Annotated in this window: 11 protein-coding genes, 1 tRNA gene and 1 pseudogene; 4 read left to right on the forward strand and 9 right to left on the reverse strand. The window is 64.9% G+C overall.

All coding sequences use genetic code 11. The features are described from left to right. Positions 1 to 119: 119 nt before the first annotated feature. A complete protein-coding gene (parE, locus tag BMZ97_RS03380) occupies positions 120 to 2,210 on the reverse strand; it encodes a DNA topoisomerase IV subunit B (RefSeq protein ID WP_092165455.1) in 2,091 nt (696 codons plus the stop codon). A 292-nt stretch (positions 2,211 to 2,502) separates the two neighbouring features. On the opposite strand from parE, the gene BMZ97_RS30580 reads away from it, so the two are divergent. Both BMZ97_RS30580 and BMZ97_RS03385 read left to right on the forward strand, forming a co-directional pair. Then, the gene (locus BMZ97_RS30580) at positions 2,503 to 2,703 is read left to right on the forward strand and encodes a hypothetical protein (RefSeq protein ID WP_139221147.1); all 201 of its coding nucleotides are present in this window, start codon (positions 2,503 to 2,505) and stop codon (positions 2,701 to 2,703) included. A 203-nt stretch (positions 2,704 to 2,906) separates the two neighbouring features. Then, positions 2,907 to 4,139: a glycosyltransferase family 4 protein gene (locus tag BMZ97_RS03385; RefSeq protein WP_092165457.1), complete on the forward strand. Its 1,233-nt coding sequence runs from the start codon at positions 2,907 to 2,909 to the stop codon at positions 4,137 to 4,139. Between the two features lie 27 nt (positions 4,140 to 4,166). Here the strand turns inward: BMZ97_RS03385 and BMZ97_RS03390 are convergent, their stop codons facing one another. From BMZ97_RS03390 to BMZ97_RS03415, 6 genes and pseudogenes are all read right to left on the reverse strand, one after another. After that, complete coding sequence (locus tag BMZ97_RS03390) at positions 4,167 to 5,021, reverse strand: FkbM family methyltransferase (RefSeq protein WP_175525412.1); 855 nt, start codon at positions 5,019 to 5,021, stop codon at positions 4,167 to 4,169. 286 nt (positions 5,022 to 5,307) lie between these two features. After that, positions 5,308 to 5,466, reverse strand: a pseudogene (glnA, locus tag BMZ97_RS30585) (glutamine synthetase); the annotation flags it as partial. A 56-nt stretch (positions 5,467 to 5,522) separates the two neighbouring features. Then, positions 5,523 to 6,911 (reverse strand): MATE family efflux transporter, encoded by a 1,389-nt coding sequence (locus tag BMZ97_RS03400; protein WP_092165463.1) that lies wholly within the window; start codon positions 6,909 to 6,911, stop codon positions 5,523 to 5,525. Then, positions 6,908 to 7,399, reverse strand: coding sequence for a winged helix-turn-helix transcriptional regulator (locus BMZ97_RS03405; protein ID WP_092165465.1), 492 nt, complete (start codon positions 7,397 to 7,399; stop codon positions 6,908 to 6,910). Before BMZ97_RS03405 ends, BMZ97_RS03400 begins: the two co-directional genes overlap by 4 nt. Positions 7,400 to 7,583: 184 nt before the next feature. Next, positions 7,584 to 8,993 (reverse strand): type I glutamate--ammonia ligase, encoded by a 1,410-nt coding sequence (gene glnA / locus BMZ97_RS03410; RefSeq protein ID WP_092165467.1) that lies wholly within the window; start codon positions 8,991 to 8,993, stop codon positions 7,584 to 7,586. Between the two features lie 97 nt (positions 8,994 to 9,090). Beyond that, positions 9,091 to 9,429 carry a P-II family nitrogen regulator gene (locus BMZ97_RS03415; protein ID WP_066620066.1) on the reverse strand — a complete coding sequence of 113 codons (339 nt, stop codon included), beginning with the start codon at positions 9,427 to 9,429 and terminating at the stop codon, positions 9,091 to 9,093. 311 nt (positions 9,430 to 9,740) lie between these two features. Here BMZ97_RS03415 and BMZ97_RS03420 point away from each other — a divergent pair, with 311 nt between their 5' ends. Beyond that, positions 9,741 to 11,258, forward strand: coding sequence for an NAD(P)H-hydrate dehydratase (locus BMZ97_RS03420; protein ID WP_348272091.1), 1,518 nt, complete (start codon positions 9,741 to 9,743; stop codon positions 11,256 to 11,258). A 107-nt stretch (positions 11,259 to 11,365) separates the two neighbouring features. Here BMZ97_RS03420 and BMZ97_RS03425 read toward each other — a convergent pair whose 3' ends face one another. Next, positions 11,366 to 11,908, reverse strand: a complete 543-nt coding sequence (locus BMZ97_RS03425) for a PRC-barrel domain-containing protein (protein WP_092165469.1) — start codon at positions 11,906 to 11,908, stop codon at positions 11,366 to 11,368. A gap of 989 nt (positions 11,909 to 12,897) precedes the next feature. Next, positions 12,898 to 12,972, reverse strand: a tRNA-Lys gene (locus BMZ97_RS03430). A gap of 161 nt (positions 12,973 to 13,133) precedes the next feature. On the opposite strand from BMZ97_RS03430, the gene BMZ97_RS03435 reads away from it, so the two are divergent. Next, entirely contained in the window at positions 13,134 to 14,222 is a 1,089-nt protein-coding gene (locus BMZ97_RS03435; RefSeq protein WP_092165471.1) for a hypothetical protein, read from the forward strand. The last annotated feature ends 16 nt before the right edge of the window (positions 14,223 to 14,238 follow it).

Genomic DNA, 14,238 nt, shown 5'->3' on the forward strand with positions numbered 1-14,238 from the left:
TCGACATGCCGGCAAGGTGCCGGCTCCGATCTGTCTTGGCAGCCCCGCAGCGATGACGGGCAGGCCTGTGAAAACGAAGGGGTGCCAATGGCCCGGCCACGCTTGCCAGGCCTGGCGCCTCACAGGTCGATCAGTTCGCCGGCAAAGGCCGCGCGCTCCTGGATGAAGATGAAGCGGGCTTCCGGCTTGTTGCCCATCAAGCGCTCAACCGTCTCCGAGGTCTCGTCGCGGGCCTCGTGCTCGACCATGACCTTGAGCAGGATGCGCTTGGCCGGGTCCATGGTGGTTTCCTTGAGCTGGGCCGGCATCATTTCGCCCAGACCTTTGAAGCGGCTGATCTCCGGCTTCTTGCCCTTGAAGACGCTCTCGATCAGCTCGTCCTTATGAGCATCGTTGCGGGCATAGACCGACTTGCCGCCATGCTGGAGCCGGTAGAGCGGCGGCACGGCGAGATAGAGATGGCCCTTTTCAATCAGGCGCGGCATCTGCCGCCAGAAGAAGGTCACCAGCAGCGAGGCGATATGGGCGCCGTCGACGTCGGCGTCGGTCATCACGATGACCTTCTCATAGCGCAGATCATCCTCGCGGAACTGCAGGCCGATGCCGCAGCCCAGAGCCAGGATCAGGTCGGCGAGCTGCTGGTTGGCGTTGAGCTTGTCGCGCGTGGCATTGGCGACGTTCAGGATCTTGCCTCGCAACGGCAGAATGGCCTGCGTCGCACGGTTGCGCGCCTGCTTGGCCGAGCCGCCGGCGGAATCGCCCTCGACGATGAAGAGTTCCGAGCCGGCGGCGCCCGCGCTCGAACAATCCGCAAGCTTGCCGGGCAGGCGCAGCTTGCGGGTCGCGGTCTTGCGCGAGACTTCCTTTTCGAGGCGACGGCGAAGGCGCTCCTCGGCGCGGTCGACCGACCAGTCGAGCAGGCGCAAGGCCTGCTGCGGCGCGGCGGCAAGCCAATGGTCGAAGGCGTCGCGCACCGCGTTCTCGACGATGCGGGCAGCCTCCAGCGTCGCCAGCTTGTCCTTGGTCTGGCCCTGGAACTCCGGCTCGCGAATGAAGACCGAAAGCATGGCGGCGCAGGTCGCCATCACATCGTCGGACGTGACCTGGGCCATGCGCTTGGACTGGCCGATGCGCTCGGCATGGTCGCGCAGACCGCGCAGCAATGCGACGCGCAGGCCCTGCTCATGCGTGCCACCCTCCGGCGTCGGGATCGTGTTGCAATACGAGGAGGAGAATCCGTCCTCGCCGGTTGCGAGCCAGGCGATCGCCCATTCGAGCGAACCATGGCCGCCATCTTTGGTGATCTTGCCCGAGAAGATCGGCTCGGCGACGAGGTCCTTGCCCTCGATCTCACGACCAAGATAGTCGCGCAAGCCGCCGGGGAAACGAAAGACCGCTTCCGCCGCGACATCGCCTTCCGGCTGCAACAGCGAGGGTGCGCAGCGCCAGCGGATTTCGACGCCGCCGAAGAGATAGGCCTTCGAGCGAGCCATGCGGAACAGGCGCGCGGGCACGAAATGCGCGCTCTCGCCAAATATCTGCGCATCGGGGTGGAAGCGCACACGAGTGCCGCGCCGGTTAGCGACCGGGCCAACCGTCTCCAATGGCCCCTGCGGCAAGCCGCGCGAGAAGTGCTGACGGTAGAGCGTCTTGCCGCGCGCGACTTCAACCTCGAGCCGGTCGGACAGCGCATTGACGACGGAGACACCGACGCCGTGCAGGCCGCCTGAGGTCTCATAGGCCTTGGAGTCGAATTTTCCGCCGGCATGCAGCGTTGTCATGATGACTTCGAGCGCCGATTTGCCCGGGAATTTCGGATGCGGGTCGACGGGAATGCCGCGGCCGTTGTCGGTCACGGCGATTGAGCCGTCTTCCAGCACCTCGACATCGATGAAGCTGGCGTGTCCCGCCACGGCTTCGTCCATGGCGTTGTCGATCACCTCGGCAAAGAGATGGTGCAGGGCGCGCTCGTCCGTGCCGCCGATATACATGCCGGGTCGGCGCCGCACAGGCTCCAGCCCTTCGAGCACCTCGATCGCCGAGGCGTCATAGCCGGCTTCGGACAAGGTGCCGTTGCGTGGCGGCGCCGAGGCGGGAGAGGGCTTTGTGGGATTGGCAGGCGCGGAAGCCACGGCGCGCGGCTCCGGCCTTGGCTGTGCCGGGGGCTGCCGGTCACCATCCGAGCCGAAAAGATCGCCGTTCTCCGTCATGGCCGTGGTCGATTCCCTGATTCGCAACTGCGAATGATAGCGCAGGCGGATGCAAACCGCGCTGCGACACTGCCTATAGGCGCAAATGGTTTGAGGAAAAATGCGACAGGACGCACCATACGATGTGGCGCCGTGGACAGAATGTCGCGCATTCGTCACGAGACTCGGCAAATCAGTCCGGAACCCGAGCTGTTCAGCCTGCGTTAACCACACCGGAGCAAGGATCATCAAATGGCTACCGGGGCTATGCGGATTGCCGCGAGGCAAAGGGCTCCGGATATGGGAGGGTATCGTGACGTTGCGTCAGTCTGTGCCGAACATCAGAGTCGCGGGCCTCGAACGGGCGGCCCGCATGGCCGGTGAGGCTTTCGGCCACGAGGATCTCGGCCCGCTTCCCAGATTCTCCTCCCAGGCGCCGCAGACGTCGCATCTTGTCTGGCTGCTTGCCGCGCTCGCGGCGGTCGCCGGTTTCGCAGCCATCCTCTTGCGCTGACATCCTGTTGCGCTGACATCCTGTTGCGCTGAAACGACACGCCCGGCTTCCTCCGACGAAATATCAACCTTTCGCTGCGTAGGGTGCTCTCTGAGCCCTAGGCTTCGGGAAGCCTTCAGGCTCTTCGTTTCGACGCATTGTCGGGCCGGCGGGGTCCGCTTCTCCCAAGGATAATTCGGGCGAAGGTCGCGGAGGGTGTCAGCATGCGCAGCGTGATCATCAGCGATTTCGGCTCGGTCAATGGCGGTGCCGCCAAGGTCGCGATCGAGAGCGCGCGCGGGCTGGCCGAGGCCGGCGTCGAGATCATCTTCGCCTGCGCCATCGGCCCCGTCTCCGACCGGCTCGATCATCCGCGCATCCAAGTCGAGATGTTCCGGGGCGAAGAGATCTGGAAGGTCGGCAGCAAGCTTACCGCCGCGCGCCAGGGCATCTGGAATGCGCCGGCCCACACCTTCCTGAGCGCGCTGCTGTCGCGCCAGCCGGCCGGAACGCTGGTGCATCTGCACCAATGGACCAAGGCCTTCAGCCCAGCCGCAATCGCAGCCGCAGGCGAGAGCGGGCTGCCGGTCGCAATCACCATGCACGACTATTTTTCGTTCTGCCCCGTCGGTGGCTATTTCGACTTCAGGGCCGGCGCGCCCTGCACGCGCAAGCCGATGTCGGCCAGCTGCATCGCCAGCAATTGCGACCGCGCCTCCTACGTCCACAAACTGGTGCGCGTCGCCCGGCAATGGCGCTCAGACGAGGCGATGCGCAGTCTCAAGGCGCCGCTCTTCATCCATGTCAGCGATTTCGCCCGGCGCTTCGCCGAGCCGTTCCTGCCCAAGACCGCCCGCCATGCGGTGGTCGAAAACATGATGGAAGCCGAGAGGCGCCCGCCGGCGGACATTGCGAGCAACCGGCATGCGCTGTTTCTCGGGCGTTTCACGCAGGAAAAAGCCGGCGATGTGCTCGCTCATGCCGCGCTTAACGCCGGCATGCCGGTGCGTTTCGTCGGCGAGGGACCGCTGGCGGAGGAGATCGGGCGGATCAATCCTGGCGCCGAGATTTGCGGCTGGGTTCCAGCCGAGCACGTGTTCGACGAGATCGCCCAGGCACGCTGCCTCGTGCTACCTTCGCTCTGGTACGAGCCAGGGCCTTTGGTGATCGCCGAGGCGCGCTCGCTCGGCGTGCCGGTCGTGCTGGCGCGCACCACCGGACCAGCGAGCTGGATCGTCGATGGCGAGGACGGGGTTCTGGTCGATGGTGGCGATGTCGCGGGGCTGGCGGCGGCGCTCGACCGAATGAAAGACGATGCCGCCGCAGCCGCGATGGGGAAGGCTGCCTATCGCCGCTACTGGGCCGACCCGCTGACGACCGAGCGCCATGTGGCGCGGACGATCGACGCCTATCGCGGTGCCATCACAGGCGAGGTGCCGTTGACTGCCTTGGCCTGAGGTCGAGCATACCTTGCCGGGACGGCGTCAAACGAAAGCTTCCGGCCAACCTTCTTTCCGCCTGAGCGCGATCAGGTTGTAGCCCTTCGTCCGATCGCGCTTATAGGCGTCAAGCTCATCCACCCGCGTGATGGCAACGATGGCGTCGTCGCACAGGAGATGAACGAGAAGACCGCGCTCCTCGATAATATGACGCGTCAGCGCGTGCGTTGGGTCGGAGCCGTGATCCTCGTAGATCACCAATGCATCCTGGGCGAGGGCGCGTTCCATACCCATCAGGGCCTCGCGCTCGACCCCTTCGACGTCAAGCTTCACGACCACCCTGCGCCCCGACCAGCCCTCCCGATCGAGCAGTTCATCGATGGTGATGGAAGAAACGATCTCGCCGCTCGAACCCTGGCCTTCGGCGGCGATGCCACGCGCCTCATGAGCGGCATCGCTCAGCGAAACCGCGATGTCCGAGCGGTCGAGAATAGCGCGATGGAAGACTTTGATCTTGTCGAGATGAGGCTCGGCATTGGCCGCGAGCATGGCGAAGGTCGTGGCCGACGCTTCCACCGCGAGGACCGGCTTGCCACCGCCGCATGAGCGAGCGGCGACGAAGACCGACCAGTAGCCGATATTCGCGCCGCAATCGACGAAGCTGTAGTCGACATGCGCCAGAAGCCGCAGGAAGTGGGCCATTTCAGGCTCGTGGTCGTAGGAGCGCAGCAACATCCGGTTCCAGTAGGGATCGCGCGCTGGGAAACGCACCTCGGCGTCCTGCCCCAAGACGATGCGCGCCGTTCGATCGGTCCAGACAGCAGAGCCTACGAGGCGGCAGGCCTTGTAGAGGCCGCGCTGCATGAGCGGGCGCGATAGCGCGCCATAGCTGTCGAGCACGCCGACGAGCGCGCGTTCGCACCATCCGGCATTGATCAAGCGGCCGGTTGCGCGGTCAACGGCAATGTCGGTCATGGCGAGCTCTATCTGGGGCCTGGCGCATTGTCCCTACCGCAAGAGCTTTTCGGCAAGGTAAAGGCGATCGTCGAAAGTGAAATATCGGAGCCGGCCACGGATTGGCGCCAAGCACAAAAAACCGGGACATTTCTGCCCCGGTTTCGCAGGTGGACCGCGAGACGCGCAGTCGGGAGGAAGCGTGATTCCGCCTGAGCCTGAAGGCTCGGTAGGAGTTGTACATCGCGAACTCGACCGGGTGCGGCGTCATCTCGAAGCGCGCCACATCCTGCATCTTGAGCTCGATATAGCTCTCGATGAAGTCGTCGTTGAAGACGCCACCGGCCTTGAGGAAGGCGTTGTCCTTCTTGAGCGTGTCGAACGCACCGCGGTAGCCTATCGCAGCGTCATAGGCGGACACGGCGCAGGCGTGACCGCAGCCTGAACTCAGCGCGTTTTGCGGAACCAGGCTCCCGACCGAACCGCGGCCAACAGCATCACGCCGTAGACCACAAGCGCCAGGCCCAGCGCTGCAAACAATGCCTGAAGCGAACCGCTCAGGCGCAGCACGAGCCAGCCGCCGCCGAGCGCGATGGCGAAGCGGACGAAGCCCGCTGTGACGGGCCATAGCAACCGGCCCGCGCCCTGCGATGCGAAATAGAGAGCAAGACCCAAGCCGAAGAAGCCATAGGTCGGGCCGACATAGCGCAGATACTGGCTGCCCGTCTCGATCGCGCCCGGAGCGGTCGTGAACAGGCCGAGCCAGGCGGCAGGCCAGAGCGCCGCCGCCAGCCCGATCGCTTCGGTCATGGCGAAGGCGATGCCCCCGCCGATCATCGCGACCCGCATCGCCCGCTCGGGCTGGTCGGCGCCGATATTGGTGCCGACGAGTGCGACCAGCGGCGCGCCGAGGCCGAAGACGAGCGGGATCAGGAGATATTCCAGCCGCGCGCCGGTGCCGAAGCCTGCCACCGCATCGACCCCGGCATGGGCCGCAACCATCGCCGTCGATAGCGCGATGGTGAGGTTTGTGAAGAGTGAGGTGATGGAGCCGACGGCGCCGATACGCAGGATGTCGGCGAAGATCGCCCAGCGCAGACGAATCCAGGCGAAGCGCACGACATTGCGGCCGGACAGGATATACCAACCCAGCACAAGCGCGCCGCCGAGATAGAACAGCACCAGCGCAGCTCCGCCGCCGGCGATGCCGAGCGCGGGAACCGGCCCCCAGCCGAAGATCAGCAGTGGAGAGAGAGGCACCAGCAGCGCAACGCCGACGCAGATCACCAGCGCCGGAACCAGCATGTTGCCGGTGCCGCGAACGACGCTGGCGAGCCCATTCATGATCCAGAGGAGGGCGGTGCCGGCAAAGACCACGTCGGAATAGGCTAGCGCCGCCTCGAGCTCGCCGCCCGTGCCGCCGAGCGCCTGGTAGATCGGCCGGCCGAAGGCCAGCATCACGACCGAGAAGAACAGGCCGAGCGCGAGATTGATCAGGATCGCATGCAAAACGATGCCGTCGGCCTCAATGCGGCGACCGGCGCCGAGCGCGCGCGCCACGGCAGACGAGATACCGCCCCCCATCGCGCCGCCGGAGATCATCTGCATCAGCATGACCGGCGGAAAGACCAGCGCCATGCCGGCAAGCGCGTCGGTCCCGAGTCGCGAGACCCACCAGGTCTCGATCAGCCCCGTTGCCGATTGCGCCAGCATGATCAGGATATTGGGCCAGGCCATGCGCAGCAGCATTGGCAGGATCGGATCCTGGAGCAGCCGCAAGGTACGCGCGCTATGGGCCGGCGCCATGGCGCTCGTCGGGGCGTGAACCGCGCTCATGTGCTCGACTCCACGGCGGCGTAGCGCTGGCTGATCGCGGCCGTCGCGGCGGGACCCGGCGCATTACGGAAGACCGGGTCCGAGAGCGGCCGGCCGCTGACGCGATCAACCAGGATCGGCTCGGCCGCAGTGCCGGTCTCGCCGTTCAGAATGATGACGCTCGCACCTTCCGGTGCGAAATGACGGTTGCCCCAGGTCAGCAGCGCCTGCAGCACAGGGCGGAAATCACGTCCTCGCTCGGTCAGCAGATAGTCGAAGCGCTTCGGACGGTCGCTATAGGGGCGCTTTTCCAGCAGGCCGCTTTCGATGAGGCCATTGAGCCGTCGCGTCAGCATGTTCGGCGCGATGCCGAGGCTGGCCTGGAAGCCGTCGAAGCGCGTGATGCCGGCGAGGGCGTCCCTCAGGATCAGGATGCTCCACCATTCCCCGACGCGCTCCAGGCTGCGTGCGACCGGGCAGCTCATCGCGCCGAAATCCTTGCGTCGCATCAGACGATTCCTGTTCAGTGACTTTCACGATGATAGTCAGTTTTCGCTAGCTTTCATCATGCAAGTTTCAACTGGCACCCTTGCGCCAAGCACAAAAAAACCGGGGCATTTCTGCCCCGGTTTCGCAGGTGGACCGTGAGACGCACGGTCGGGAGGAAGCGTGATTCCGCCTGAGCCTGAAGGCTCAGTAGGAATAGTACATCGCGAACTCGACCGGGTGCGGCGTCATCTCGAAGCGCGCCACATCCTGCATCTTGAGCTCGATATAGCTCTCGATGAAGTCGTCGTTGAAGACGCCGCCGGCCTTGAGGAAGGCGTTGTCCTTCTTGAGCGAGTCGAGCGCTTCGCGCAGCGAGCCGCAGACAGTCGGGATCTTCTTCAACTCGCGCGGCGGCAGGTCGTAGAGGTCCTTGTCCATCGCCGGGCCCGGATCGATCTTGTTGATGATGCCGTCAAGACCGGCCATCAGCATCGCGGCGAAGGCGAGATAGGGGTTCGCCATCGGATCAGGGAAGCGGACCTCGACGCGCTTGGCCTTGGGCGAGGTCGTCCACGGAATACGGCAGGAGGCCGAACGGTTGCGCGCGGAATAGGCGAGCAGAACCGGGGCCTCATAGCCCGGGACGAGGCGCTTGTAGGAGTTGGTCGAGGGGTTGGTGAAGGCGTTCAGCGCCTTGGCGTGCTTGATGATGCCGCCAATGTACCACAGGCACTCCTGCGACAGGTCGGCGTACTTGTTGCCGGCCATGACAGGCTTGCCGCCCTTCCAGATCGACTGGTGGACGTGCATGCCCGAGCCGTTGTCGCCATAGATCGGCTTCGGCATGAAGGTCGCGGTCTTGCCGTAGCTCTGCGCGACGTTGTGGATCGCGTACTTATAGACCTGCATGGTGTCGGCCATGTGGGTCAGGGTGTCGAACTTCAGGCCGAGCTCGTGCTGGGCCGAGGCGACCTCGTGGTGGTGCTTCTCGACCTTGGCGCCCATGGCCGCCATGGCTGCCAGCATTTCGCCGCGCATGTCCTGCGCCGAATCCTGCGGCGGGACGGGGAAGTAGCCGCCCTTGGTGGCGATGCGGTGGCCGAGATTGCCGCCCTCATAGTCGGTCATGCCGTTGATCGGCAGTTCGACGTTGTCGAGCTTGAAGCCCGTATTGTAGGGGTCGGCGGAGATCTTGACGTCGTCGAAGACGAAGAACTCGGCCTCGGGACCGACATAGATGGTGTCGCCGATGCCGGTCGACTTCAGATAGGCCTCAGCCTTCTTGGCGATGCCGCGCGGGTCGCGGTTATAGGGCTCGCCGGTGGCGGGCTCGAGCACGTCGCAGGTGATGACCATGGTCGCTGCGGAGAAGAACGGGTCCATGACGGCCGTCGTCGGATCCGGCATCAGCAGCATGTCGGACTCGTTGATGGCCTTCCAGCCGGCGATCGAGGACCCATCGAACATCGTGCCCTCGGCGAAGATGTCCTCATCGATCATCGTGACGTCGAACGTCACATGCTGCCACTTGCCGCGCGGGTCGGTGAAGCGGAAGTCGACATACTTGACGTCGTTGTCCTTGATCGCCTTGAGGACATCCTTGGCGCTCTTCATCTCAGCATTCCTCTTGAAAGCAGTTTCTCAACATTGACTGATCCGCGGTGTGTCCAAACCACCGGGACGCAGAACCTTCGGGTCGGGATTGAAGCCCTTAGATAGCGTCCGCGCCGGTCTCTCCGGTGCGGATGCGGATCGCCCCCTCCACCGTCGATACAAAAATCTTGCCATCACCGATGCGCCCCGTCTGGGCCGCTTTCTTGATGGCCTCGATGGCGGCCTCGACCATCTCGTCGGCGAGCACGATCTCGATCTTCACCTTGGGTAGAAAATCGACGACGTATTCGGCGCCGCGATAGAGTTCGGTATGGCCTTTCTGGCGCCCGAAGCCCTTGGCCTCCAAAACGGTGATGCCCTGCAGGCCGACCTCCTGAAGCGCCTCTTTCACCTCGTCCAATTTGAACGGCTTGATGATCGCCTCGATCTTCTTCATGCGCCGACCGGCCTCCCTCGCGCGTGATGAGACCTGGACTTCCCTCCAGGCTTGCGAACCGCCTGCTCGCCGCCGAAAACATCAAGGGTTCCGTCAGTGACGGCCCCAGCGTCTCGTCAGGCGAGCGAAACACCCGCTCTTCATGCTCATAGCATCGGCGTATGCCCCCCGCCACGTGGAAGAAAGCCTCCTGGCGCCTGATGATAAGGCAAAAAATAGCATATAAATTGATCATTTGATTAATTTAAGAGCAATCGCCTTTACGCCACTCCGTGCTTGCCGGACGTGAGCGGCTTCTGGATGATGCCTTCGTGGATAGAGCTGACAAAACCGGGCTGGCGCTGCTGAGCGTGGCCGATATGGCGGCGGCCGATCGTGCGACGATCGCGGCCGGCACGCCGGGACTCGCGCTGATGGAGCGGGCAGGGCGAGCGGTTGCCGATGCGGTCAGCCGGCGAGCCCGGCCCGGTAACGGCGTGCTCGTTCTGTGCGGCCCGGGGAACAATGGCGGCGACGGCTTCGTCGCGGCGCGCTTGCTGCGCGAGCGCGGCTTTGACGTCACTGTCGCGCTGGCCGGCAAGCGCTCCGCTCTGACGGGCGATGCCGCCACCATGGCCGCACGGTGGACCGGGGCGATCGCGCCGATCGCGGCCATCGTACCGCACGATCACGCCTTGATCGTCGACGCGCTTTATGGCGCGGGGCTCAACCGGCCCCTGGCCGGCGATGTTGCCGGGCTCGTCGCAGCGGTCAATGCAGCGGACAGGCCGGTGATCGCGGTCGATGTGCCGAGCGGGTTGCCGGGCGATAGCGGCCGACCCGAGGGGGTGGTCGTACAGGCCGACGAGACCGTGACCTTTTTTCGGCTGAAGCCCGGCCATCTACTCGAGCCCGGGCGTGGGCTCTGCGGGGTCGTCACGCTTGCCCAGATCGGCCTGAGTCCGGAGACCGTCTTCGGCGTGGGCGGGTTGAAGCCTGCTATGTTCCGCAATGGCCCCGCCTTGTGGCGCGAACTCTGGCCGAGACATCAACGCGATACACATAAATACCGCCGCGGCGCCGTTCTCATCGTGGCTGGCGGACTTTCCGGGGTCGGCGCGCCGCGGCTCGGCGCGCGGGCTGCGCTTCGCATCGGCGCGGGCCTCGTCACCGTGGCTTGTCGCCCTGAGGCCCTGGCCGCCCATGCGGCGCGCGGGCCCGACGCCTTGATGCAGAGGCCGATCCCAACGGAGGCCGCGCTTCAGGGCCTGCTTGACGATGAACGTCTCGGCGCCGTCCTGATCGGGCCGGCTCTCGGGCTCGATGCTGAGGCGAGGGCTGCCGTGATGGCTGTGCTGCGCGCCGACATTCCGGCGGTGTTCGATGCCGATGCGTTGACGCTGCTCGCCTCGCGGCCGGGTTGGTTGCGCCAGCGGGCTAAGCCTTGCGTGCTGACGCCGCATGAAGGCGAGTTTGCGCGCTTGTTTGGCGATGACGAGCGAATCGTCGCGCAGGCGTCGAAGCTGGAACGGGCGAAGCTGGCCGCGGCCGCCTCGGGCGCGGTCGTCGTGCTGAAGGGGTCCGATACCGTGATCGCCGATCCCGATGGCAGGGCGGCGATCAACGCGACCGGCTCCTGGGCGCTGGCGACGGCCGGGGCGGGCGATGTTCTCGGTGGTCTCATCGCCGGATTGCTGGCGCAGGGCATGCCGGCCTTCGAGGCGGCCTGTGCCGCAGTCTGGCTGCACGGCAAGGCTGGCGAGGCACTCGGTCCGGGCCTGATCGCCGACGATCTGCCGGAAGCGATCCCGTCTCTCGTCGCGCCTGCCTTGGCAGATGATGACGCCTGAAGGCGCCTCAACCGTCAGGCCCGCCTTCCGAGGAAGGCGGGCCTGCTCTATTATTCCCTGACTGTCAGACCTGATCGAACGCGATGCCGATCAGTCCCTGGGTTAGATCAGGTGCCGGCATAGGAGACCGCAGGCGCGGCGTGGAGCTGATCCTTGGTCAGGTTGATCTTGCCGTGATCAGGATACATCGCCGGAGCCCTGGGAGCAGGCTGCACTGAGGCGATGCCGCCAGAGCCACTACCTGTGCCGCCGCTTGGAGCCGGGGCAGGCGCTGCGGTGGCCAAGGGCTGGTCGCTCCAGCTCACCTGCTCGAAGGGAATGGCGACATCCTTGGCACCGATGCCGAGGAAACCGCCGACGCCGACGGTGATCATCTCGACCTTGCCGGTCTTGTCGAACAGCACCTCTGTCACGCCGCCGACCTTCTTGTCGTCGGGGCCGTAAATATTCACGCCAATCAGTTTCGAGGCGCGCCACTTCCCCTGGCCGGCGAAATTCTGCTCCGGAGCCTTGGTACTGCTAGCGGACGGAGCCGGCGCGGAGGTGGAGGGCGACGGCGCGTTCGGGCTCGGAGCGCTGGTCTGCGCGATGGCGGTCGCCGCGAGCATGGCGAAACCGATAGACGTCAAAGCGATACGACGCTTGAACATGTGAGCCTCCTGTCAGTAACCGCAAGTAGCGGAATGCAGGAGCAACGCGTGGGCAGCGCATTTGTTCGGGTCGCGGGCGGATGAATTTGTTTTCCTGGCGGAGATGCGCTCGAATTCGAGCTTCTGCGCATCTGCAATATGTGCGCTGCAGGCGCGAAATCATCAGGGCGCGATTCTATCGCCCTTATTTTGCCTCAATCCCGATCCGTCGAGAACGCCTATGTCATATGCCATTTGAGATGCCACAGCGGAGACTATGCGCTCTTGGCGAGATCCGTGAAGCGGCAGGCCCTGCAATCTCAGTTGACCGGGTTGCACTCCATCCGCACCCGCTGGCCTGGCTGCGCGAATGTCTGGCAGGACACGGCGGTCGGCAACGGTGCCGGGGTCTCCGCGGCTGAGGCCGGAATGCGTTTTGGCTGGGGCGCAACTGGCCTTGGTGTGGCGAGGCGCGTTGGGGCAGGCGGTGGTTTGCTCGGCTGCAGACGTTTGGCCGATGGCGCGGCTATCGGTTGAGGCTCTGTCACCGGCAGCGTTTCCACGAGAGCGGTCTGAGGTTGCTGCGGCCGCTCCTCCGCCTTGGGTTGCCAAGGTCGCCAGGCGCTCAAATGCGCGAAGGCCTCCATGGTCGGCTTGGTGATCGTTTCCGCTGACGGAATCGTTTGCCCCATGCATCCCGCGAGAGCCAAACCCGTCAGGCACGCCGCAGTTGCGCGGCCGTTGATAGTCATCATCGTCGCCCTTTCCTGCTACTTTTTCCGCCACCGTAGCGAAGCGTAGCCTAAATCGACGACATGCGTGTGTAAATCAGTGGAATTCGGCGCCGCGCGCCAATTTTCCCGGCTTGGCTCAGCGGATAGAAACGCAGAAACCCTCATATCGCGAGGCGTTAGCGCGGGTTCCACGAGATTCTCAACGTCGGAAATCTGCTTCCCAGCGCCCGAGCAGGACGCCGTTTACATCTTCAATCACAACGTTGTTGAAGACGCTGGTGAGCGGGGAGGGGATCGAACCCTCGACCACATGATTAAAAGTCACGTGCTCTACCACTGAGCTACCCGCCCTCACCGGTGCGCTGACATAGGCAGGCGTCGCGCGCGGGTCAACATTGTTCGTAAGGCCGCTTCTGTGGCAGAAGCGCGCCGGAGGTTCGCGATGTTCGTTTTGCCCAGATCCCCTGCAGCAGGAGCCCCCGGTCTCGATGCCGTTCGGGATTGATACGACGATGGCTGATGCCCCCAGGGCGCAACGCCCGGCCTGGCTGGCATGGACGACGGCATTTCTGGCCTCGGCCCTCGTGCTGGGTGGGGTGTTGTTCGGTTTCGTCGTGGCACTTGATCCGTTCGGGCTGCGGGTGCGGGCCGGCGCGCCGGCGCGGCCGCTCATGGATCTCAACCAGCGCTATATGTATCCGCAACTCGTGCGCTCGGGCGCCTTCGATTCGGGGGTCTTCGGCACCTCGACCATGCGCTTGCTCGATCCCGCGATTCTGTCGCGCTCGATCGGCGGGCACTTCGCCAACCTCGCGATGAATGCGGCCACGCCCTGGGAGCAGGTGCAGATGGCGGATCTGTTTGCGCGCACGATCACGGCTCCGAAAGCCGTGATCTGGGGGCTCGACCTGACCTGGTGCGAAAGCGACGCGACCACGCCGGCCAAACGCCTGACACCACGGCCGTTTCCGCCCTGGCTCTATGACGGCGCAAGCTGGGCCGACGCGCTGAGGCAGCTGAACCTGACGACGCTCGAGATCTCGGCGCGGTTGCTCGCGCACAAGCTCGGTTACCTGCCTCCACGCATCCGCGGCGATGGCTACGAGGTCTTCACGCCGCCCGAGGCCAGCTATGATCTGGCGCGGGCGCGCAGCCATCTTTATGCCGATAATCACGGTTCTGCGCCGGATTTGACGCCGCTATCGCCGCCTGCGCCCGTCAGCGAGGCCGAGCGCCTGGGTTGGCGTTTTCCAGCCCTGGCCTGGCTCAACGAAGCCTTGTCGTCGTTTCCCGCGGAAACCTCGAAGTTGATCGTGCTGCCGCCGACCCATGTCGCCGCGCAGCCGCGCGAAGGCTCGGTCGCTGCGCAGCGCTACAATGCTTGCAAGGCTGCCTTGCGCGAGCTCGCCGCGCGCCAGGGCGCGACCATTGTCGACTATGCGCATGGTTCGGCCGTGACGCAGATCGACGAGAATTACTGGGACCCGCTGCATTTCAGGCTGCCGATCGCCCGGCGCGTCGAGGCTGACCTGGCGGCCGTCTCGCATGACGAGGCTCTTGCGCCCGATGGCGTCGCCTGGGTCACGCGACCTCAGCGTTAACCCGTCGGAAACCAAC

Origin of the sequence: Allobosea sp. OK403 (assembly GCF_900113835.1) — a bacterium.
In the GTDB taxonomy this organism is placed as follows: domain Bacteria; phylum Pseudomonadota; class Alphaproteobacteria; order Rhizobiales; family Beijerinckiaceae; genus Allobosea.

Bases quoted from the DNA above. Each gene is read 5' to 3' on its own strand.
- parE (WP_092165455.1), bottom strand. From the start codon at position 2,210: ATGACGGAGAACGGCGATCTTTTCGGCTCGGATGGTGACCGGCAGCCC.
- BMZ97_RS03385 (WP_092165457.1), top strand. From the start codon at position 2,907: ATGCGCAGCGTGATCATCAGCGATTTCGGCTCGGTCAATGGCGGTGCC.
- BMZ97_RS03400 (WP_092165463.1), bottom strand. From the start codon at position 6,911: ATGAGCGCGGTTCACGCCCCGACGAGCGCCATGGCGCCGGCCCATAGC.
- BMZ97_RS03405 (WP_092165465.1), bottom strand. From the start codon at position 7,399: ATGCGACGCAAGGATTTCGGCGCGATGAGCTGCCCGGTCGCACGCAGC.
- glnA (WP_092165467.1), bottom strand. From the start codon at position 8,993: ATGAAGAGCGCCAAGGATGTCCTCAAGGCGATCAAGGACAACGACGTC.
- BMZ97_RS03415 (WP_066620066.1), bottom strand. From the start codon at position 9,429: ATGAAGAAGATCGAGGCGATCATCAAGCCGTTCAAATTGGACGAGGTG.
- BMZ97_RS03425 (WP_092165469.1), bottom strand. From the start codon at position 11,908: ATGTTCAAGCGTCGTATCGCTTTGACGTCTATCGGTTTCGCCATGCTC.
- BMZ97_RS03435 (WP_092165471.1), top strand. From the start codon at position 13,134: ATGGCTGATGCCCCCAGGGCGCAACGCCCGGCCTGGCTGGCATGGACG.